The following is an 18,858-nucleotide window of genomic DNA, read 5'->3' on the forward strand; positions in this document are numbered from 1 at the left end:
CTGTCTCTGTCACAGGGGCGAAAGCGTGGGGCAGGCAGCCCACGCGCGCGGCTTTAACATAGCAGAATCATCCCGCCGATGGCAGCGCCAGACGATTGATCTCTGCCGGTTCGATGATCCGCAGCGCCGTTTCGTGGCGTGCCACTGCCAGCATCGCCAGCCCGACGCGTTCGGTGGTGGTGACCTGCTCGGGGAACAGCCGAAGCGCGCCAAACCACAGTGGTTTAAATAACCGATACAGCAGATCATAAAGCCGGGTTCTGGAGCGGATGCCGTGCAGCGGCACGATAGCGCCGGGACGGAACATCACGGCGTGGAAAGGCAGTGCCAGCAAGGCGTTCTCGGTTGCGCCCTTGACCCTGGCCCACATGCTGCGGCCTTGTTCGCTGCTGTCGGTGCCGACGCCGGAAACATAAATAAAGACCATCGCCGGGTTCAGCCGTGCCAACGGACGGGCGGCGGCCAGCGTCAGGTCGTAAGTCAGGGTGCGGTAACCTGCTTCGCTCATGCCGGCCGAGGAGACGCCAAGGCAGAAAAAGCAGGCGTCGTAACCTGCAAGCTGCGCCTCTACGGCAGAGAAATCACTCAGGTCGGGCAGCGTCAACTGCCTTAATTTGGCATGGTTCTGCACCAGCGCGCTGCGGCCGACGCAGAGGACTTCCGTTACCTGCGGGTCACGCAGGCATTCGCGCAGCGCGCCCTGGCCAACCATACCGCTGGCGCCAAATATAATGACGTTCATGCTCTGTTCTCCCTGGGGCCGGTAAGGCGTTGGCTGCGCCAGCGGTTTGGCGTTTGCGCCTCCCACTGCATAAAGGCGCGGCTGAACGAATTCAATTCTTCAAATCCGAGTACGAAGGCGATTTCCCCCGGCTCCAGACTGGTTTCTGCCAGCAGTTGGCAGGCGGTACGGTGGCGGATTTTATCCAGCAATTGCTGGTAGCTATAGCCGTGCTGTTGCAAGCGACGCTGCAGGGTGCGCGGGCTGATATATAGCTCGGCGGCCACGCTGTTAACGCTCGGGCGCTGGCCGCGCATGCTGCGGCCCAGGATCGCCATCACCTGGTTCGGCAGGCTGTCGCCCTGCAGCGATCTGGCCAGCTCGACCTCCAGCCCCGGCAGCAGCACCGTCAGCATGTCCTGATTGTAGGTGATGAAGGGGTGGTGCATCAGCGTACGGTCAAACACCAGCACATCCAGCGGGGCATTGAAATGCACCGGGCAACCGAAGTAGTGCGACAGCGGTGAGGTAGGATCCGGCCGCCGGGTCAGTTCGATTGCCCGTGGCCGTATCGCCTGGCCGGTGCCACGGCGGCACAGGGTAATAATCGAGGCGAACATTGCGTCTATCAGCAAATCCGGCGCATGGCTCTCGGCCATGGTCCAGCGGGTGTGCAAACGGATACAGTCGTCATCCTCTACCAGCATCAGTTCTTCCGGACACAGCAGCCGTTTGTAACGGGCGACCTTTTGCAACGCGTCCCCGAGAGTGGCGGAATGCAGTGCAGCGACCGAAGCAATATCATAGTGCTCTGGTGGCACCTCACTGCCCAGACGCAGGCCGAAGCTGGTGTCGCTCACCTGGGCCAGGGCACGCCAGATATCGAAAAACTGCCGGGTGGACAGCTTGACCTTCTCACGTCGCTCGCTGAGTAACCCTTCAGGCAAGCCGGCCAACTGACCGACCCGTTCGATATCTACGCCCAGCGTCCTCAGACGGGCCGAAAGGGCGCTGGACAGGGCGATCTGATCGCTGCTCATTGTTACTCCTTATGATTTACCGGTCATCAGAGCCGCCAGAGCGGCGTGATCCGGCTGGCTGTCGTCCCGATCGGTGCTCAGACTGAGCGTACGGAAGGCGGTATCTTCCACTTCACGTGCCGCCAGTACCTGTTGGGCCAAATGTACCGCATCGCTGCCCAGCAGCAGGCGTAACGGCGGTGGGTTCATCAAGTGAGGTTTCACTCTAGAAGGTTAGACGCTGTGCGGATAATCCGATCCCGCCAACTGTTAATCCGATTGCGCCAATGTGTTTTCGAACGTCGGCATTACATTAACTGTTGGATGGTTGCGCCGACCCGCAATACCGCTTGTTCAATCTCGGGCATCAGTTTAGGAGCATAGGCATAATTGATGCGCAGACAGTTACGGTATTTACCGGAGGCGGAAAAAATACTGCCGACCGCGATCTGCACGCCCTGCTGCTCCAGATGACGGTTCAGCCGCAAGGTATCGAACTCTTCATCCAGCTCAATCCACAGCATAAAGCCCCCCCGAGGCTGACTGACACGGGTGCCGGGCGGAAAATATTTCATAATCCAACCCGTCATCACATCGCGGTTTTGTTGGTAGCGGGAACGCATACGCCGCAGGTGCTGCAGGTAGTGGCCGTGACGAATAAATTCGGCAATCGCCAGCTGCGGCTGGGTAGCCGTGGAGCCGGTACCGATATATTTCATGTGCAGCACGCGCTCCAGATAGCGCCCGGGGGCGATCCAGCCGATGCGCAGACCGGGTGCCAGCGTTTTTGAAAAGGAGCTGCACAGCAGCACCCGGCCGTCTTCGTCGAAGGACTTGATGGTGCGTGGGCGAGGGTATTGATAGGCGATATCCCCATACACGTCATCTTCAATGATCGTCACGTCAAAGCGCTGTGCCAGCGTCAGCAAACGCTTTTTGCGCGCCTCCGGCATGATGTAACCCAGCGGGTTATTGCAGTTGGGGGTTAACAGGATGCTTTTGACCGGCCACTGTTCCAGTGCCAATTCCAACGCTTCCAGGCTGATGCCGGTCAGCGGATCGGTGGGGATCTCCAGCGCTCTCATGCCCAAGCCTTTCAAGGTCTGCATGGTGCCGTGAAAACAGGGGGAGTCAACCGCCACAATATCCCCTGGTTGACATACGGCGCGCAGCCCAGCGGACAGCGCTTCGTGACAACCGGTGGTGATCACCAACTGGTCGGCATCAATCTGGCAACCGGAATCCAGCAGCAGGCGGGCGATTTGCTCACGCAACCCCAGCACGCCCTGAATGCTGTCGTAATGCAGGCTACGCAGGTCGCCGTGGCGGCCCGTGTGCCCCAGCGCTTTCATCAGGGGTTTCAGCGTGGGTTCGCTGATATCCGGCATACCTCGGCCCAGTTGAATCAGGTCTTCGCGCGGCTTGTTGCGGATCAGCTCCAGTACCTGCTCCCACTGCGAAATATCGACCGGTCGCTGTACCGGCCGGGTCACGGCGGGCAGTTCGGCCAGGGTACGCCGTGTCTGCACAAAATAGCCCGACTTCGGCCTGGCCTCCACCAGTTGGCTCTCCTCCAGCAGGCGGTAGGCCTGTTGCACTGTACTGATACTGACGCCGTGCTCCTGGCTTAGCATGCGCACCGAAGGCAGCCGATCACCTGCAGGGTAAAGCCCCTGTTCTATGCGTTGACTGAGGATGGCGGCCAGCGTGGCGTAGCGTGTCATACAGATGCCTAAAATAAGAGTGAGTGAGGAAAAGACCGGTACAGATGAAGTTAAATTAGACCATTCAGACAGGCTGAGACAGCTTTTGTATGGAAAAAATACTGCCGGCTTGAATCTGTATTGTTTTTTGCCCGCGCAGCATCATCAACCTCAGGCTAAATCGCAGGAGATTGAATGATGACTGTTCTTGTTGGCGACGTACCCGCACCCCGTCAAACCCGATTAATTCCCCTTTGGCGACTTTATTGGCAGCGTTATCTTACTCGCCAATCCTTGTTGTTGTTGGATGACGTGCAGTTGGCGGATGTAGGCCTGACACGGACACAGGCATGGCGGGAAGGGCACAAGCCTTTCTGGCGAGGTTAAACACGGATGGTATTTTTTTAGAATAAAAAATTCATTTACACCCGCTGGGCCGGTTTATGCCTGCCTGGCTTTTTATCGTTTCATCCAAGCCTGCAAGCTTTTATGAACGGTATCACGAATATCATCTTTATTTTGTTCCTCACTTGTTATTGAAATTTATATTCCATATAAACATTTATCAGATGGTGTGTTTCATTGTGCGCACTGACAGGCTATGGGATCGGTAACGGGAGAAGGTAATGAAACAGGTACGCGTTGGTTTAATTGGCACCGGCTACATTGGGCGCTGCCACGCTATTGCTTATGCGCAGGCTGCCACGGTATTCCCCTTGAAGGGAGAACTGGTGCTGGAAATGCTGGCGGAGGTGACGCCGGAGCTGGCACAACAGCGCGCTGCAGAATTTGGTTTCTCGCGTTCGACCGGTGACTGGCGTCAACTGGTGGCCGATCCGTCGATTGATGTGGTGGATATCTGCGCGCCCAACTTCCTGCATAAAGAAATGGCGCTGGAGGCGATCCGACACGGCAAGCATGTCTATTCTGAAAAACCGCTGGCGCTGGACGCCAAAGACGCCGCCGAAATGGTGCAGGCCGCGCGGGCCAAAGGGGTCAAAACGCTGGTGGGCTTCAACTATATGAAGAACCCGACCAGCCAGTTGGCGCGTGAAATTATTGCCAATGGCGAGATAGGCGAAGTGGTGCATTTCTACGGTACCCACAACGAGGATTATCTCGCCGACCCGCGTACACCGATCGACTGGCACTGCCGCAAGGCCACGGCCGGGTTGGGGGCGCTGGGCGACCTGGCGGCGCACATCGTGAATATGGCGCACTATCTGGTGGGGGACATTGTTGCCGTCTCCGGCGATATGCAGACCATTATTAAACAGCGTCCGGATGCGAAAGACCCTACGCTGATGCATCAGGTGGAAAACGAAGATCAGGCCAGTGCGCTGGTTCGCTTTGCCAGCGGGGCGATGGGCACCATCGAAACCTCACGTATTGCCTGCGGGCGCAAAATGGGGCTGACCTATGTGGTCACCGGCACCAAGGGCACGCTGAGTTACACCCAGGAGCGGATGGCGGAACTGAAGCTGTATCGTCATGATGAACCGGCGGAGCGTCAGGGTTTTAAAACCTTGCTGGTGGGGCCAAAGCACCCGGATTACGCCGCTTTCTGCATTAGCGCCGGGCATGGCATCGGCTTTAACGATCAGAAAACGGTAGAAATCCGCGACCTGGTCAACGGCATTGCCGCCGATGATCCTATGTGGCCGGACTTTGAAGAAGGCTGGAAAGTCTCTTGCGTGCTGGATGCGATTGCCGCTTCCGCCGAACAGCGCCGCTGGCTGGAGATCAACCGCGACTGAGAATAACTTATGGCGCTCGTAAATTGAGAGCGCCATAAGTTGGGAAGAAATTAACTTATTAAGTTATCAGCTCATTAAGTTAATGGCTTGGTAACTTAAAAGGCAAAGCATGAGCAGCCGAATGCGCCCCAGAAAGCATTGTCGTCCGAGACGGGAATGCTGGAGCGGCGAGCGACATCATGCTGATGCGCATGTACACCGCACGGGCCGCAGCACTGGTGCGCCTGGCTTAATACCCCGGTACGTGGCGTGGCGACAGGCGGCGCAGAGCGATAATGCCCGGGTACCTGAGTGACCGGCGACCAGTCCGGCAGCACCGGTATTGCCGGTGGCGCCAGCGGGGAAAAGCGAGCGGCGGCATAAACCACTTTGCCGTCTACCACCGTCATCACCGATTCAATCCCTTTGATTTGCTCCTCCGGCACGCTGAAATAGTCCTGCGACAGCACCGCCAGATCCGCCAACTGCCCGACCTTAATCTGGCCTTTTTTGCCCTGTTCGGTAGAGAACCAGGCGCTGCCCTGGGTCCACAGCATCAGCGCCGTTTCACGATCCAGCCGGGCGTTATCGTCGTACATGGCCATGCCGCCGACCGTGCGGCCGGAAACCAGCCAGTACAGCGCGGTCCACGGGTTATAACTGGCCACGCGGGTAGCGTCGGTACCCAGCCCGACCGGCAGTTCGGCCGCCAGCATTTTGGCCACCGGCGGTGTCTGGCGGGTGGCTTCCTTGCCGTAGCGTTCGGCGAAATACTCGCCCTGGAACGCCATGCGGTGCTGTACCGCAATACCGCCACCCAGTGCTTTCACCCGTTCGATATTGCGATCCGAGATGGTCTCGGCGTGGTCGAAAATCCAGTGCAGGCCGTTGAACGGAATTTCGCGGTTCACCTTTTCGAACACGTTCAACATGCGGCTTATGGACTCGTCATAGGTAGCATGCAGACGGAATGGCCAGCGGTGCTCGACCAAATGGCGTACCACGCGCTCCAGCTCGTCTTCGGTGCCTTCCGGCAGATCCGGACGTGGCTGCAGGAAATCTTCGAAATCCGCGGCGGAGAACACCAGCATTTCACCGGCGCCGTTATGGCGATAAAAATCGGTACCCTGGCCCGGTTGCAGCATGTCGGTCCACAGCTTGAAATCCTCCGGCTCCTGTTTGGGACGCTGGGTGAACAGGTTGTAGGCAATCCGCAGGGTCAACTGCTTTTTCTCGTGCAGTTCGGCGATCACCTGATAGTCCTCCGGGTAGTTCTGGAAACCCCCTCCGGCGTCAATGGCGCTGGTCAGGCCGAGGCGATTCAATTCGCGCATAAACTGGCGGGTCGAGTTGACCTGCTGTTCCAGCGGCAGTTTTGGCCCTTTTGCCAGAGTGGCATACAGGATCATCGCATTGGGTTTGGCAATCAGCATGCCGGTCGGGTTACCGTTGCCGTCGCGTTGAATTTCGCCCCCAGGCGGGTTCGGCGTGTCTTTGGTGTAGCCCACCACTTTCAGCGCTGCGCGGTTGAGCAGGGCGCGGTCATACAGATGCAGGATAAATACCGGGGTGTCCGGTGCCGCCTGATTGATCTCTTCCAGCGTCGGCATGCGGCGCTCGGCGAACTGGAACTCGGTCCAGCCGCCGACCACCCGTACCCACTGCGGGCTGGGGGTGCGCAGCGCCTGTTCCTTCAACATGCGTAACGCATCGGCCAGGGAAGGTACCCCCTCCCAGCGCAGCTCCAGGTTATAGTTCAGGCCGCCGCGGATCAGGTGCAGGTGCGAGTCGTTAAGGCCGGGTACCGCGGTATGGCCGTGCAGGTCGATCACCTGCGTTTCTGGCCCTGCGTGCTGCATGACTTCGTTTTCACTGCCGACGGCGAGGAATTTGCCGTCGCGGATCGCCACGGCCTGGGCGACAGGAGCCTGGCGATCGACAGTGTGAAATTTACCGTTGGTGATAATCAGGGAAGCAAGGTTACTCATAACGTTCTCCCGGCAGGCCGCCTAGCGGCGGGTTAGCCATTGATGAAATACGCGGGTCACTATTGGCATCCAGAGGAATACCACCAGGGCAACCACGGTGGCGTCATTAAGAAAATGGCCGGTCAGGGTGCCGTTCAATTGCGGCAACAGCTTGCCCCAGAACCAGGGCACCAAATTGGTGGAGGGGAAGATCACCAGCAGGGTGATCAAAAATTGTTTCCACTTGGCAGGCTGGCGGGTATTGGGGCTTGGCGGCGTGAACCAGAATTCCGCACCGGGCCGAATTTCAATGCGATCGCTCTCCAGCAGCAGCGGTGAAACTTCCTCGATGTAGCGCTTGCGCAACGGCGAGTTAAGCCACAGATAGAGATTGTCCAGGTCGTCAAAACGCACTAATACGGTATAGGCCTGTTCGTTGCCGGTAGGGCGGATCACGTTAACGCCGAGGTGGCCGGTGAAGTTGGCGGCCTCGGGCATGATGCGTTTTAGCCAGGCCTCGTAGGCCGGTTCCTGTCCCGGTGCCAAACGGTGTGTAATGACTAATGTGACATGCTGTGGATGGCCCATAGTATTCCACTCCAGAAAAACCCGGCGCGGGGCCGGGATAAAGGGTTATTTCGCCACGCGTGCCGGAGCGTGATGCACCATGGTGTAAGCGTAGTCGACGCCCATGCCGTAAGCGCCGCTGTGCTCACGCACCAGTGCCATCACCGCGTCGTAAGTCTCTTTACGTGCCCAGTCGCGCTGGTATTCCAACAGCACCTGCTGCCAGGTCACCGGGATGGCACCGGCCTGCACCATGCGGTCGATTGAACGTTCATGTGCATCGATCGAGGTACCGCCGGAAGTATCGGTGACCACATAAACTTCGTAGCCGGCTTCAAGCGCCATCAGCGCCGGGAAGGTCAGGCACACTTCGGTCCACAGGGCGGAAATCACCAGCTTTTTGCGACCGGTTGCCTCTACGGCTTTCACGAAGGCGGCGTCTTCCCAGGAGTTCATCGAAGTTCGTTCAATCGGGGTGATTTCAGGGTGAACCGCCAGCAGTTCCGGCCAGATATAGCCGCTGAAACTTTCGGTTTCTACCGAGGTAAAAATCGTCGGGACGTTGAAAATCTTGCCGGCTTTGGCCAGACCGACCACGTTGTTTTTCAGCAGTTGGCGATCAATATTAGCCACACCAAAAGACATTTGCGGCTGGTGGTCAATGAAAATCAGTGCGGAATTATCTTTATCAAGTAATTGAAATTTAGACATGATTTACCTTCCCAGTGATACTGCGGTTTAACAGATGATGAATGTCATCTCGATAAACGCCAGAGTAGGCAGGGGCAGATTTCAAAGATAGCGCAGAATTTTTGCCGTCTTGTTGAGTTTTTTTATACACAAAGGGGGAGCGGTGAGATTAAACCTGGAAGCGTTACTGATTTTGGATGCGCTCGATCGGCATGGTTCCTTTGCCGCGGCGGCGGCAGTGTTGTTCAAAACGCCGTCGGCATTGAGCTATATGGTGCAGAAACTGGAAAACGATCTCGATATTACGTTGCTTGATCGCTCCGGCCATCGGGCGAAATTTACCGACACCGGCAAGCTGATGCTGGAAAAAGGCCGGTCGATATTACGTGCGGCGCAGGATTTGGAGCAGCAGGCGCGTTATGTAGAAAACGGCTGGGAAAGTGAGATCACGCTTGGCATTGACGCATCATTTCCGTTTGAGCGCTTGCTGCCACTGATTGAGGAGTTCTATCAACAGCATCACCATACCCGCCTGCGTTTTGGTCATGAGGTACTGGCCGGATCCTGGGAATCACTGGTTTATGGCTGCGCGGATATTATTGTCGGTGCAATCTGTGAGCCTCCGTCGCAGGTAGGCTATGCTTTTAGCCCGTTGGGAAGGTTGGATTACGTGTTTGCCGTGGCTCCGCAGCACCCGCTGGCGGCGTTGGCGGAACCCTTGCTAAAGGACCAAATCCGTCAGCATCGGGCGGTAGTGGTGCGTGATACCTCGCGGGTGAATGCGCCGCAAAACCTGAACATCCTCGAGGAACAAGACACCTTGACGGTCTTCGGTTTCGACGCCAAATTACGGGCGCAGCTCAGCGGCCTGGGTTGTGGTTACCTGCCGCGTTATTTGGCCGAACCTTACCTGAAAAGCGGCGAACTGGTGGCGAAAAGCGTTGAATCAGAACGCTGCAGCGACGTCGCTTATTTTGGCTGGCGAGAAAGTGCCAGCGGCCTGGCGGCGAAATGGTGGCGTGAGCGGCTACAGCGATATGCCGATGCCGGGGGCGTCTACCCGGAACACTGATTTTCCACCTTCGGGTGATAATACAAGGAAGTAGAGAATTGAAAGCAGGGATGTGGCTATGGGTGATGTTACTGACCGGCTGTAGCGCCGGCAGCGAAAACCGCACTGCGTTGGAAAGCGTGGCGACTTCAGTTCAGCCAACGAAGCTCCAGCGCAGCAATTATCCGGAAAGAATGCGGCAGGCCATCACGCAGGAAATGCAGTTGCCCGGCAAATATAAATCCAAAAGTTGTTCGATCAGCATTCATCTGTTGCCGGATGGATCTTTGAAAGACTTTAAAGTGCTGGAAGGTGACGCAGAGCTGTGTGCAGCGGCAAGCCAGGCGGTACAACGCGCCAAACTGCCGAACATGGCCAATGAGACCGAGTACGCGGTATTTCACAGCGTGGTACTGGATTTTGTTCCCTGATGAGGCAGTTGGCTTACCGCATCGGATGCGGTAAGCCATGCACCAGTTACAAAATACCTTTCTGCGCAAAGGTGATGCGAGTGGCCTCATTGAGATCGAGTTCAGGTATCCGGTCGGGCCTGAGCCAGGCGACTTCCTGAAACTCTTCATTGAAGGTGATCTGACGATTGGCACTGACACAATCGAAGATCAGATACAGCATGTAGATCTGTTCAGTTGTCCCATCAGGATAAGTCTTGGTACGAACATCATCCCTGAAAGTCCAGGGGGTGATCTGGGTAATTTCCAGTGCTTCCCCCAGTTCTTCCCTGATCTCACGACGAAGGGCTTCCTCAATCGTCTCTCCGGGTTCCATACCTCCACCGGACAGCGCCCATTGGCCGGGGAAAACGCCGCGGTCATCGGCCATTTTGCACAGTAAATACTCGCCATTATTTTCAATAATCGGGCAGACGATGATCCTTTGACGCATGTAACCTCCTGATGTCATAAGTTCTTATTAGCTAATCAGATAACTGCTGTTATCAAGCCAGAATGCTCGCAATACCACCCAGGGTAGTATCCCGTTGAACTGGATGGGGTATCCGTGATCGGGTTCTCATCAACAACAATGGCATAACTAGCTGATTTTTAACTTTGCTTTGCCGCTTTCGTTATTTTGAGCGCCCCTGCCGCTCGCTGATACTGAGCAAAATCTCAAACAGCGAGCCGCGCAATGTCTTCACCAAAAAGCCACAGCCACTATTTGCATCCTGCTCAACGCCTGTGGATACAGCAACTTAACCAGCGTTGGTCCTGGCGGCTGGAGCTGCCGACCTGGGGCATTATGGCGGCGGTTTACGGCGGCTGGTTTGGCGTGGTGCAGCACTGGCAGACGCTGGGGCCGTGGCTGGGCACGCCATTGTTAATCCTGCTGACCACCTGGTATATGTCGCTGCAACACGAGCTGATCCACGGTCATCCCACGCGCTGGCCGCGGCTCAATCAGTTATTCGGCCTGCTGCCGTTGGCGGTGTGGTATCCCTATGGGTTGTATCGCGACTCGCATATCCAGCACCACCGCAATGAACATCTGACCGTACCGCATGAAGATCCCGAAAGTTATTATTTCAGCCAGGTGCAGTGGCAGCGTTTCCCGCGGCTGTACCCACTGTTGGCCAGAGTCCGCAATACGCTGAGCGGACGCATATTGTTTGGCCCGGCGCTGGATATTGCCGCTACCGGGGTTAATGCGGCCAAAGCGATTGCCGCCGGTGAGTTACGCACTCTGACGATGTGGCTGGTGCATTTGCTGCTGCTGGCGGGGGTATTGAGCTGGCTACAACAGCAGGGCATTGGCGTGGCGTTTTACCTGCTGGCAATCAGCTATCCGGCGTTGGCGTTGACCAAGGTAAGATCGTTTTTTGAACATCGTGCCGTTGAAGCTCCACAGGCACGTTCTATTATTAATGAGGCAGCTTGGCCGTGGCGGTTACTGTTTCTTAATCTGAACTATCATTTAGTTCACCATGATCTCCCCGGCTTACCGTGGTACGGTTTACGGCAGGTGTATCTGGCGGAGCGTGATCAATACCGGCAGCGCAGCCAGGGATTTGTGGTGGCAGGCTATGGCCAGTGGGTGAGTGAATACGCATTTACCCCGGTTGCCGTTGAGCTTCATCCGTTTAATGCCGGTGAGTCGCCAGGGGAAACACCGGGCGAAAATGAAGCCTGGCCTGCAGAGACATTTATCGTGCGATGGAAGCGCACTTCTCAGGATTTTCCAATCGATCTGGCCAAATAGCCGGAAAATACACAACAAGAGGAAAAAATATGGCAATCACCCCCTCACGTGGTCGCGTATTCGCTTTGGCACTGAGTTTACTCGCTGCAAGCATCGGCGTGGCACAGGCGGCTGACACGGTGCGCGTTGGCTCCAAAATCGATACCGAAGGCTCGTTGCTCGGCAATATCATCGTGCAGGTGCTGGAATCCAACGGCATCAAAACCACCAATAAATTGCAGCTCGGCACCACCAAGGTGCTGCGTGGGGCGATCACCTCTGGTGAAATTGACGTCTATCCGGAATACACCGGCAATGGCGCATTTTTCTTCTCTGATGAAAAAGACCCGGCGTGGAAAAATGCCCAGGCTGGTTTTGAAAAGGTGAAGAAGCTCGATTATGACAAGAACAAAATTGTCTGGCTGGATGCGGCTCCGGCCAACAATACCTGGACCATTGCTATCCGTCAGGACGTAGCGGACGCCAATCACCTGAAAACGCTGGCCGATTTGGGCAAGTGGATCAACGGCGGCGGCAAGTTCAAGCTGGCAGCCTCGGCGGAGTTTATCGAACGCCCGGATGCGCTGCCTGCGTTCCAGAACGCTTACGGCTTTAAGCTGAACCAGGACCAGCTGCTGTCACTGGCTGGCGGTGACACGGCGGTGACCATCAAGGCGGCGGCGGAGCAAACTTCTGGCGTCAACGCGGCCATGGCCTACGGTACCGATGGCCCGGTAGCGGCGCTGGGGCTGATAACGCTGGAAGATCCAAAAGGGGTGCAACCGATTTACGCACCGGCGCCGATTATCCGCGAGGCAACGCTGAAACAGCATGCCAACATCGCCGAACTGCTGAAGCCGGTATTTGCAACACTTGACGGCCCAACGCTGCAAAAACTCAATGCGCAGATTGCAGTGGAAGGCCAGGACGCCAAACAGGTGGCGGCCGCCTATCTGAAAGAGAAAGGGTTGGTTAAGGGGTAACGCCGCTGGCCCCCGTTGGGGGCCAACATGGAGCTGGAGAGTTTCTTTGATTATTGCCGTAAAAAACCGCGTATTACTGACGCTGCTTATCCTGTTGCTGCTGGCCGCATTTGGCCTGCCGTTTCTCAGCTATGCCCCCAATCGCCTGCTGTCGGGCAAGAGCATTTCCCTGATTTCCCTGTTGCACGGCCCGGCGCTGTGGCTGCTGGTGCCCATGCTGGTGCTGGCGGTACTCTGCCTGTTGGCACCGGTCAGGCGCAATGCGTTGCTTACCGCGCTGACGGCTTCGGTGTTGCTGGCATTGACCTTCTGGTTGAGTGGGCACGCGGCCCAACAGTTGGCGTCGGAGGGATCCAAACTGGCGCGTACTTCCTGGGGCAGTGGCTGCTGGTTGATGCTGGCGCTGAGCCTGCTGATGGCCGCCGACGCCATGACCCGCGTTACCACCTCGCATTTGTGGCGCATTTTGGGCAACCTGCTGGTCGTGCTGCCTGCGCTGGTGCTGTTGTTTAGCCATCAGCTGGATCAGCTTTCGCTGCTGAAAGAGTACTACAACCGGCAGGACGTATTTGACGCCGCACTGTTGCAGCATTTGACCATCTTGCTGGCCACGCTGATACCGGCGTTGGTGATTGGCATTCCGCTTGGGGTGCTGTGCTTTCGCTCTGTCAGCTTACAAACACCGATATTTTCTACACTGAACATTATCCAGACCGTGCCGTCGATTGCGCTGTTCGGCTTGTTGATCGCGCCATTAGCCGGGTTGGCGAAGGCGCTGCCCTGGCTGGCAGAACACGGCGTCAGCGGTATTGGCATGGCGCCGGCGATTGTCGCCCTGGTGTTGTATGCGCTGTTACCTTTGGTGCGCAGCGTAGTGGCCGGATTGCAGAGCGTGCCGGCCAGCGTGATTGAATCCGCCAGTGGCATGGGGCTGACGCGTGGGCAGATCTTCTTGCGTGTGCAACTGCCATTGGCGATGCCGCTGTTCCTGACCGGCGTGCGCATTTTGGCGGTGCAGACCGTCGGCATGGCGGTGGTGGCGGCGCTGATTGGTGCCGGAGGTTTTGGCGCCATCGTTTTCCAGGGGCTGCTCAGCAGCGCACTGGATCTGGTGCTGCTGGGGGTGATCCCGGTGATCGTGATGGCGGTTATCGTCGATTCGCTGTTTAAATTTTTGGTTTCAATTTTGGAAGTGTCACGCCGATGATTCAGTTTAATCAGGTCAGCAAGATTTTTCAGGGCAAGCCCGCGGTGGACGATCTTACGCTGCGGATTGCCAAGGGCGAATTTGCCGTACTGATCGGCACCTCTGGCTCAGGGAAGTCCACCACGTTAAAAATGATCAACCGACTGATCGAGCACGATCGGGGCAAAATTTACTTTGCCGACGAAGAGATCCAGAAGTTCAAACCGCAGGATCTGCGCCGCCGCATGGGGTATGCCATTCAGTCGATCGGCCTGTTCCCGCACTGGACGGTGGAAGAGAACATTGCCACCGTACCACAACTGCTGAAATGGCCGCGTGCACGTATTCGCGATCGGGTGACCGAGTTGCTGGAGCTGCTGCATCTGGAGCCGGATCTGTTCCGCCGTCGATACCCGCACCAGCTTTCTGGTGGCCAGCAGCAGCGGGTTGGGGTGGCGCGTGCGTTGGCCGCCGACCCAGAAGTGTTGTTGATGGACGAGCCTTTTGGCGCACTGGATCCGGTGACCCGTGCAGCGTTGCAGACAGAGATTGCACGTATCCACCATCTTTCCGGGCGCACCATCGTACTGGTGACGCACGATATCGATGAAGCGTTGGCACTGGCGGACCGCATCGTGTTGCTCGATCAGGGCCGCATTGTGCAGCAGGGCACGCCGCTGGAACTGTTGACCGCACCGGCCAACGATTTTGTGCGTGATTTCTTTGGCCGCAGCGATCGCGGTATCAAGCTGCTGTCGCTGGAAACGGTAGCGCAACGGGTGCGGCCTGGCCATGTGGAAGGGGAGCCTATTGCCGCCGCCATGAGCCTGCGTGAAGCGCTGTCGGTGTTTGTGGCACGCGGCAGCGAATGTTTGCCGGTGACGGGTGAACAGGGCGAAGCGCTTGGCGTGCTGCATTTTAGCGATCTGATTGTCCAAAAGGCAGTGTCATGAGTGCCCTGCGCTGGCTGCGCGATCCGCTGCCCTGGACCTTTGCCCTGTTGTTGGCACTGGTGTTTGGCATGAATCATTTACATGGCCTGTTTGCCGCCTGGTTTCCCGAACTGGAGCGGCCGGTGTATCAGCAGGACAGCTTTATCTCACTGGTGTGGGCACATTTGTTGCTGGTGGCGGTTTCCAGCCTGGTTGCCGTGGTGATTGGCGTCAGCGCCGGCGTCGCTGTAACGCGCCGCGCCGGTAAGGAGTTCCGCTCATTGGTAGAAACGCTGGTGGCGGTGGGCCAGACTTTTCCGCCGGTGGCGGTACTGGCGATCGCGGTGCCGGTGATGGGGTTTAGTGAGCAGCCGGCGATCATCGCGCTGGTGCTGTATGGCTTGTTGCCGATTTTGCAGGGCACGTTGGCGGGGATTGAGTCGGTGCCCAGCGCTACCCGCGAGGTTGCGCAGGGAGTAGGGATGAGTCCCCGGCAGATCCTGTGGCGCGTCGAACTGCCGCTGGCGGCACCGGTGATCGTCGCCGGGATCCGTACCTCGGTGATCATTAATATTGGTACAGCGGCGATAGCCTCAACCGTCGGCACCAAAACCCTGGGATCGCCGATCATTATTGGCCTGAGCGGCTTTAACACTGCCTACGTGATCCAGGGCGCGGTGGTGGTGGCCCTGTTGGCGATTATTACCGACATGCTGTTTGAGCGCTGGGTACGCCATCTCACCGCCTGGCGTCAGCAGACGCTGGTGGCTTCTTCTTCAGCGGGATAAGGGAACATGATGCAGGTATCTTTACCGATGTACGGCGTGACACATCAACCGGCGGAAGCCTTCTGGCGGGTGCTGCGCGGCAAGTTACTGCAACTGGGATTACCGCAAGTGCCCGAGTCGCTCAGTTGGCCGCAAGATCTGGCGCAGCACTGGCAGCGCGATGACTTGTTGCTCAGCCAAACCTGCGGCTATCCGCTGGCCATCAGCCTGCCGCAGGTGCAACTGGTTGGCACCTATCATTATCGCGTTGAGGGTTGTGCAGGGCCGGAATACAGCAGTTGGCTGGTGGTACGCGATGATGAGCCCGGTGAACGGTTGGCGGATTTTCGCGGTCGGGTTGCGACCTATAACAGTACCGACTCGCAATCAGGCCATAACAGCCTGCGGGCGTTGATTGCCCCTCTGGCTCAGGAGGGGAAATTCTTCCGCGCCGCCATCGCCTCTGGTGCGCATTATCAGTCGATCAAACTGATCCAGAATCGGCAGGCGGATATTGCCGCCGTTGATTGCGTCAGCCTTGAACTGTTGAAACGGGCGCAGCCGCAGGCACTGGCGGGGCTAAAAATTATTGGGCGAACGGCCAGCGTACCGGGTTTGCCGCTGATTACCTCGCGACAAACCCCGCCGGAACAGCTGGAAATACTGCGCGCCGGGGCCAGGGCGATGCTGGGTGAAGCGGTGAGCGACAGCCTGTTGATCGCTGATTTCAGCCTGGTGCCGCGTTCGGCGTACCAAAAAATCGCCGGACTGGAACAACAGGCCGCTGCGCTGGGGGTGACGGCGCTGTAAATTTAAAGTTCTCCCGCCTGGGCGAGCCGGGCGGTGATTGCCGCCAGTCGAGAGGTGTAAACGCGCTTTTATCTCATTCTTCTTGCAATCTCTGTCGCTCAAGTATCATGAACGGTGATTTACTCATCTGTGAGTTTTACTATTTCTCCTTTTTGATTGGCTATATATTTTTTACCATCGAAAGAGAAAAAAGGCTCTTCATTGTTAAATTTGTAAATTGTCATGTATCTTTCTTTTTCTATGCAGTTTTTAACTGATTTCATTTTGTCAAAGCAGAGTCTGTCAGACTTGCCTTCTTCTTTATATCCATCGCCAAAATCCCAAAAAATAACAGTAAAACTTCCATCGCAATCTGGTCTTGGGGCTCCGTAGCGTTTTTTTAGCATGTCTTTATTTTTAAACCACCAGGATATTCTCCCCCTATCAGTAAATGGGAAGTTATTAACCAATATAGAACTGATTTCATGTCGTTGATGAACGGCTATGATTTCTACCGTACGTTGCGGTAACCAGAGTAAGTATCCTGACAGAGCACAGGCAGCCAGTGTCAGGATAAAGAGAATTTTTTTATTTTTTGCCTTCATTGCGTCTCCCGGTTATTTCTACGGTGGCTTCCATATTTGTCATAAAGGGATTAAAGCCAAACTGACTGTATCGCTGAAGCACAAACCAGATACGGAAAAAACGGAACTGGCTAAATTTAAACTTTGAAATGTCGTCACTATCCAGACCGAAATGATCCTGTACTTTGTAATGTACAATCGCACGGTAGTGGTCATTATCAATATACAGTGATTTTATTGTGACATGTGTAGCCCAAGTATCATGAACAGTGATACCCATCCCGTTGAAATTATCCTCAAATCTGTCAAATTTAGGCAGTTTACTAAAAAGAATAGCGTCTTTTAGCTTTTGATTTTTTTCTGCGGGATAACATTTTTCTTCCCAATCTATATGCTTATCTAACACTGTTTTCAACAACAGGCGTGAGCTATTATCTGGCGATCTATCGTTAAGTATCTGCTCTTTCAAAGCAGCGTCCAGGTGCATACTGGCGAATACAGAGCCGTTGCTGCTTTGCATATGGCCGATCATCTTTTCGATCAGGTATTTGTAGGGACCATACATGGCAAAAGACTGAGAGAGGTGGCGGAACTCATTAAACAATATTTTGGCACACTCCTGCCGGGTGATTTTTTCGTCCTCTTCACGGGAACCATGAAACATCAACTGCGGCTGGCTAGATGGGATGATTCTTGTCAGCGTGTAAGGATTTGCTCTGGCAGAAACATCCACCAGCCGAAAATGCGTTTTTAACTGCGCTTCGGATAAGTCCCCGCAACGCATATCCTCGGCACCATAATCGTCCATTTGCCTTTTGGTCTTGAATATAATGCAGGGAAACTCTAATGCAGACATGGTGATACATTCCTTGTATTGCAGTCCATTGGGTTTTCACAAGGGGATAATACGTTGTGACATGTGGCGGTGTAAATGTTGCGCAGTTTCTCTGACCTGGATTCGGATTCTTGCCCGTTTTCGCTCAAGGGAAAAGTGGGTATTACCATTATGCTCTTGAACCATAATCAAAATGCCACGCATCATCTTTCGGGTTTCCGGTAATATCTTTTGCAATGCCACCGGCGTACCAAAAAATCGCCGGACTGGAACAACAGGCCGCTGCGCTGGGGGTGACGGCGCTGTAAGCTTACAGCAGCCCGCCGCCGTCAATATCGATGATGCTGCCGGTGATAAAGCCGTTTTCCATCGCCAGCACATAGCCTGCTGCCACCTCCGCCGCCTGGCCGACACGTCCAACCGGCAACCCTGCGCCGGTTTTGGCAAACATCGCCTGACGTTGCTCGGCGCTCAGGGCGTCGTAGGCTTCGGTGGCCGTGACGCCAGGGCTCACCACATTAACCCGCCGCGGTGCCAACTCTTTTGCCAACTGCTTGCCGATGGCCTCAAGTGCCGCATTGATACCGGTTTTAATCAGCTGGCCGCTGAGGTATTTCCGTGACAGCTGGCCGGAGGTCAGGGTGATGGAGCCCTGTGGCGACAGGGTGGGCAATGCCGCCTGAATGGCGCGCAGGGCGCCCCACAGTTTGACGTCGAAGTTGGCCTGCGCCTCGTCAAAATCGGTATCCGCCAGCAGTCTGGCCTGCACCAGCGGCCCTGCAGTGAAGACCAGATGATCGAACTCGCCGACTTCGGCAAACAGCGCCCTCAGTGAGCTTTCATCGGTCACGTCAGCCTGCATCACCCGCAGGTTACCGCTACCGTCGGCTGGCTGATAGTGCTGCATGCTGCCGACGCGGCGGGAAGCCAACACCACATTGGCCCCGCGTTCTATCGCGGCATAAGCCACTGCCGCACCAATGCCGCTGTTACCGCCGAGGATCACCAGTTTTTGCCGGTTCAGGGAAGAAGAAGGATTAGTCATGATAGCGCCTCAATTTCAGTGAGTTTCAGTGCTATCTATCATTCCTGATTGAAAATGCGTGAGCAATTGGCCTAAATGGCAAACACTTGT

At 56.1% G+C, this 18,858-nt stretch carries 21 protein-coding genes; 10 read left to right on the top strand and 11 right to left on the bottom strand.

From position 1 onward, the window contains the following. Positions 1–67 precede the first annotated feature (67 nt). The 4 genes from OCH02_RS09440 to OCH02_RS09455 all read right to left on the bottom strand — a co-directional run bounded on the left by OCH02_RS09440 (position 68) and on the right by OCH02_RS09455 (position 3,464). Entirely contained in the window at positions 68–742 is a 675-nt protein-coding gene (locus tag OCH02_RS09440) for an epimerase (RefSeq protein ID WP_261430987.1), read from the bottom strand. Continuing rightward, the gene (locus OCH02_RS09445) at positions 739–1,761 is read right to left on the bottom strand and encodes an AraC family transcriptional regulator (RefSeq protein WP_261430988.1); all 1,023 of its coding nucleotides are present in this window, start codon (positions 1,759–1,761) and stop codon (positions 739–741) included. The genes OCH02_RS09440 and OCH02_RS09445 overlap by 4 nt, the downstream gene beginning before the upstream one ends. Before the next feature lie 9 nt (positions 1,762–1,770). Further along, positions 1,771–1,953, bottom strand: a complete 183-nt coding sequence (locus OCH02_RS09450) for a hypothetical protein (RefSeq protein ID WP_261430989.1) — start codon at positions 1,951–1,953, stop codon at positions 1,771–1,773. 95 nt (positions 1,954–2,048) lie between these two features. Next, positions 2,049–3,464, bottom strand: coding sequence for a PLP-dependent aminotransferase family protein (locus tag OCH02_RS09455; protein WP_261430990.1), 1,416 nt, complete (start codon positions 3,462–3,464; stop codon positions 2,049–2,051). Between the two features lie 177 nt (positions 3,465–3,641). Between OCH02_RS09455 and OCH02_RS09460 the strand changes: the two genes are divergently transcribed. Both OCH02_RS09460 and OCH02_RS09465 read left to right on the top strand, forming a co-directional pair. Then, positions 3,642–3,830 carry a DUF1127 domain-containing protein gene (locus OCH02_RS09460; RefSeq protein ID WP_261431342.1) on the top strand — a complete coding sequence of 63 codons (189 nt, stop codon included), beginning with the start codon at positions 3,642–3,644 and terminating at the stop codon, positions 3,828–3,830. A gap of 239 nt (positions 3,831–4,069) precedes the next feature. Beyond that, positions 4,070–5,200: a Gfo/Idh/MocA family protein gene (locus OCH02_RS09465; protein WP_261430991.1), complete on the top strand. Its 1,131-nt coding sequence runs from the start codon at positions 4,070–4,072 to the stop codon at positions 5,198–5,200. Between the two features lie 95 nt (positions 5,201–5,295). Here OCH02_RS09465 and OCH02_RS09470 read toward each other — a convergent pair whose 3' ends face one another. The 3 genes from OCH02_RS09470 to OCH02_RS09480 are packed head-to-tail and all read right to left on the bottom strand — an operon-like array spanning position 5,296 to position 8,424. Then, the gene (locus OCH02_RS09470) at positions 5,296–7,167 is read right to left on the bottom strand and encodes an amidohydrolase (protein ID WP_261430992.1); all 1,872 of its coding nucleotides are present in this window, start codon (positions 7,165–7,167) and stop codon (positions 5,296–5,298) included. Positions 7,168–7,188: 21 nt separating this feature from the next. Next, the gene (locus tag OCH02_RS09475) at positions 7,189–7,734 is read right to left on the bottom strand and encodes an antibiotic biosynthesis monooxygenase (protein WP_261430994.1); all 546 of its coding nucleotides are present in this window, start codon (positions 7,732–7,734) and stop codon (positions 7,189–7,191) included. A gap of 45 nt (positions 7,735–7,779) precedes the next feature. Next, positions 7,780–8,424 (bottom strand): hydrolase, encoded by a 645-nt coding sequence (locus tag OCH02_RS09480; protein ID WP_261430995.1) that lies wholly within the window; start codon positions 8,422–8,424, stop codon positions 7,780–7,782. A gap of 142 nt (positions 8,425–8,566) precedes the next feature. On the opposite strand from OCH02_RS09480, the gene OCH02_RS09485 reads away from it, so the two are divergent. Together OCH02_RS09485 and OCH02_RS09490 are read left to right on the top strand one after the other, a co-directional pair. Beyond that, the gene (locus tag OCH02_RS09485) at positions 8,567–9,475 is read left to right on the top strand and encodes a LysR family transcriptional regulator (RefSeq protein WP_261430997.1); all 909 of its coding nucleotides are present in this window, start codon (positions 8,567–8,569) and stop codon (positions 9,473–9,475) included. A 38-nt stretch (positions 9,476–9,513) separates the two neighbouring features. After that, positions 9,514–9,885, top strand: coding sequence for a cell envelope integrity TolA C-terminal domain-containing protein (locus OCH02_RS09490; protein WP_261430998.1), 372 nt, complete (start codon positions 9,514–9,516; stop codon positions 9,883–9,885). Between the two features lie 46 nt (positions 9,886–9,931). On the opposite strand, the gene nudI is transcribed toward OCH02_RS09490, so the two are convergent. After that, positions 9,932–10,357, bottom strand: a complete 426-nt coding sequence (gene nudI, locus OCH02_RS09495) for a nucleoside triphosphatase NudI (RefSeq protein ID WP_261411095.1) — start codon at positions 10,355–10,357, stop codon at positions 9,932–9,934. A 243-nt stretch (positions 10,358–10,600) separates the two neighbouring features. Between nudI and OCH02_RS09500 the strand changes: the two genes are divergently transcribed. Genes OCH02_RS09500 through OCH02_RS09525 form a run of 6 tightly spaced genes read left to right on the top strand, consistent with a single transcriptional unit; the run spans position 10,601 to position 16,325 of the window. After that, complete coding sequence (locus tag OCH02_RS09500) at positions 10,601–11,668, top strand: fatty acid desaturase (protein WP_261430999.1); 1,068 nt, start codon at positions 10,601–10,603, stop codon at positions 11,666–11,668. Between the two features lie 29 nt (positions 11,669–11,697). Then, positions 11,698–12,630, top strand: a complete 933-nt coding sequence (locus OCH02_RS09505) for an ABC transporter substrate-binding protein (protein ID WP_261431000.1) — start codon at positions 11,698–11,700, stop codon at positions 12,628–12,630. A 46-nt stretch (positions 12,631–12,676) separates the two neighbouring features. Beyond that, a complete protein-coding gene (locus tag OCH02_RS09510) occupies positions 12,677–13,837 on the top strand; it encodes an ABC transporter permease (RefSeq protein WP_261431001.1) in 1,161 nt (386 codons plus the stop codon). Next, a complete protein-coding gene (locus OCH02_RS09515; protein ID WP_261431002.1) occupies positions 13,834–14,769 on the top strand; it encodes an ABC transporter ATP-binding protein in 936 nt (311 codons plus the stop codon). Before OCH02_RS09510 ends, OCH02_RS09515 begins: the two co-directional genes overlap by 4 nt. Continuing rightward, the gene (locus OCH02_RS09520) at positions 14,766–15,536 is read left to right on the top strand and encodes an ABC transporter permease (protein WP_315899176.1); all 771 of its coding nucleotides are present in this window, start codon (positions 14,766–14,768) and stop codon (positions 15,534–15,536) included. Before OCH02_RS09515 ends, OCH02_RS09520 begins: the two co-directional genes overlap by 4 nt. Before the next feature lie 9 nt (positions 15,537–15,545). Continuing rightward, a complete protein-coding gene (locus tag OCH02_RS09525; RefSeq protein ID WP_261431345.1) occupies positions 15,546–16,325 on the top strand; it encodes a phosphate/phosphite/phosphonate ABC transporter substrate-binding protein in 780 nt (259 codons plus the stop codon). Positions 16,326–16,444: 119 nt separating this feature from the next. Here OCH02_RS09525 and OCH02_RS09530 read toward each other — a convergent pair whose 3' ends face one another. From OCH02_RS09530 to OCH02_RS09540, 3 genes are all read right to left on the bottom strand, one after another. Beyond that, entirely contained in the window at positions 16,445–16,909 is a 465-nt protein-coding gene (locus OCH02_RS09530) for a DUF943 family protein (RefSeq protein WP_261431003.1), read from the bottom strand. Beyond that, positions 16,893–17,744, bottom strand: a complete 852-nt coding sequence (locus tag OCH02_RS09535; protein ID WP_261431005.1) for a DUF3289 family protein — start codon at positions 17,742–17,744, stop codon at positions 16,893–16,895. The genes OCH02_RS09530 and OCH02_RS09535 overlap by 17 nt, the downstream gene beginning before the upstream one ends. A 289-nt stretch (positions 17,745–18,033) precedes the next feature. Continuing rightward, positions 18,034–18,768 (bottom strand): SDR family oxidoreductase, encoded by a 735-nt coding sequence (locus tag OCH02_RS09540; protein WP_261431006.1) that lies wholly within the window; start codon positions 18,766–18,768, stop codon positions 18,034–18,036. Between the last annotated feature and the right edge of the window lie 90 nt (positions 18,769–18,858).

Origin of the sequence: Serratia quinivorans (assembly GCF_946227985.1) — a bacterium.
GTDB classification, from domain to species: Bacteria; Pseudomonadota; Gammaproteobacteria; order Enterobacterales; family Enterobacteriaceae; genus Serratia; species Serratia quinivorans_A.

Excerpts from the sequence above, each read along its gene's own strand:
- OCH02_RS09440 (WP_261430987.1), bottom strand. The coding sequence starts at position 742 with ATGAACGTCATTATATTTGGCGCCAGCGGTATGGTTGGCCAGGGCGCG.
- OCH02_RS09445 (WP_261430988.1), bottom strand. The coding sequence starts at position 1,761 with ATGAGCAGCGATCAGATCGCCCTGTCCAGCGCCCTTTCGGCCCGTCTG.
- OCH02_RS09455 (WP_261430990.1), bottom strand. The coding sequence starts at position 3,464 with ATGACACGCTACGCCACGCTGGCCGCCATCCTCAGTCAACGCATAGAA.
- OCH02_RS09460 (WP_261431342.1), top strand. The coding sequence starts at position 3,642 with ATGACTGTTCTTGTTGGCGACGTACCCGCACCCCGTCAAACCCGATTA.
- OCH02_RS09465 (WP_261430991.1), top strand. The coding sequence starts at position 4,070 with ATGAAACAGGTACGCGTTGGTTTAATTGGCACCGGCTACATTGGGCGC.
- OCH02_RS09470 (WP_261430992.1), bottom strand. The coding sequence starts at position 7,167 with ATGAGTAACCTTGCTTCCCTGATTATCACCAACGGTAAATTTCACACT.
- OCH02_RS09475 (WP_261430994.1), bottom strand. The coding sequence starts at position 7,734 with ATGGGCCATCCACAGCATGTCACATTAGTCATTACACACCGTTTGGCA.
- OCH02_RS09480 (WP_261430995.1), bottom strand. The coding sequence starts at position 8,424 with ATGTCTAAATTTCAATTACTTGATAAAGATAATTCCGCACTGATTTTC.
- nudI (WP_261411095.1), bottom strand. The coding sequence starts at position 10,357 with ATGCGTCAAAGGATCATCGTCTGCCCGATTATTGAAAATAATGGCGAG.
- OCH02_RS09500 (WP_261430999.1), top strand. The coding sequence starts at position 10,601 with ATGTCTTCACCAAAAAGCCACAGCCACTATTTGCATCCTGCTCAACGC.
- OCH02_RS09505 (WP_261431000.1), top strand. The coding sequence starts at position 11,698 with ATGGCAATCACCCCCTCACGTGGTCGCGTATTCGCTTTGGCACTGAGT.
- OCH02_RS09515 (WP_261431002.1), top strand. The coding sequence starts at position 13,834 with ATGATTCAGTTTAATCAGGTCAGCAAGATTTTTCAGGGCAAGCCCGCG.
- OCH02_RS09520 (WP_315899176.1), top strand. The coding sequence starts at position 14,766 with ATGAGTGCCCTGCGCTGGCTGCGCGATCCGCTGCCCTGGACCTTTGCC.
- OCH02_RS09525 (WP_261431345.1), top strand. The coding sequence starts at position 15,546 with ATGCAGGTATCTTTACCGATGTACGGCGTGACACATCAACCGGCGGAA.
- OCH02_RS09530 (WP_261431003.1), bottom strand. The coding sequence starts at position 16,909 with ATGAAGGCAAAAAATAAAAAAATTCTCTTTATCCTGACACTGGCTGCC.
- OCH02_RS09535 (WP_261431005.1), bottom strand. The coding sequence starts at position 17,744 with ATGTCTGCATTAGAGTTTCCCTGCATTATATTCAAGACCAAAAGGCAA.
- OCH02_RS09540 (WP_261431006.1), bottom strand. The coding sequence starts at position 18,768 with ATGACTAATCCTTCTTCTTCCCTGAACCGGCAAAAACTGGTGATCCTC.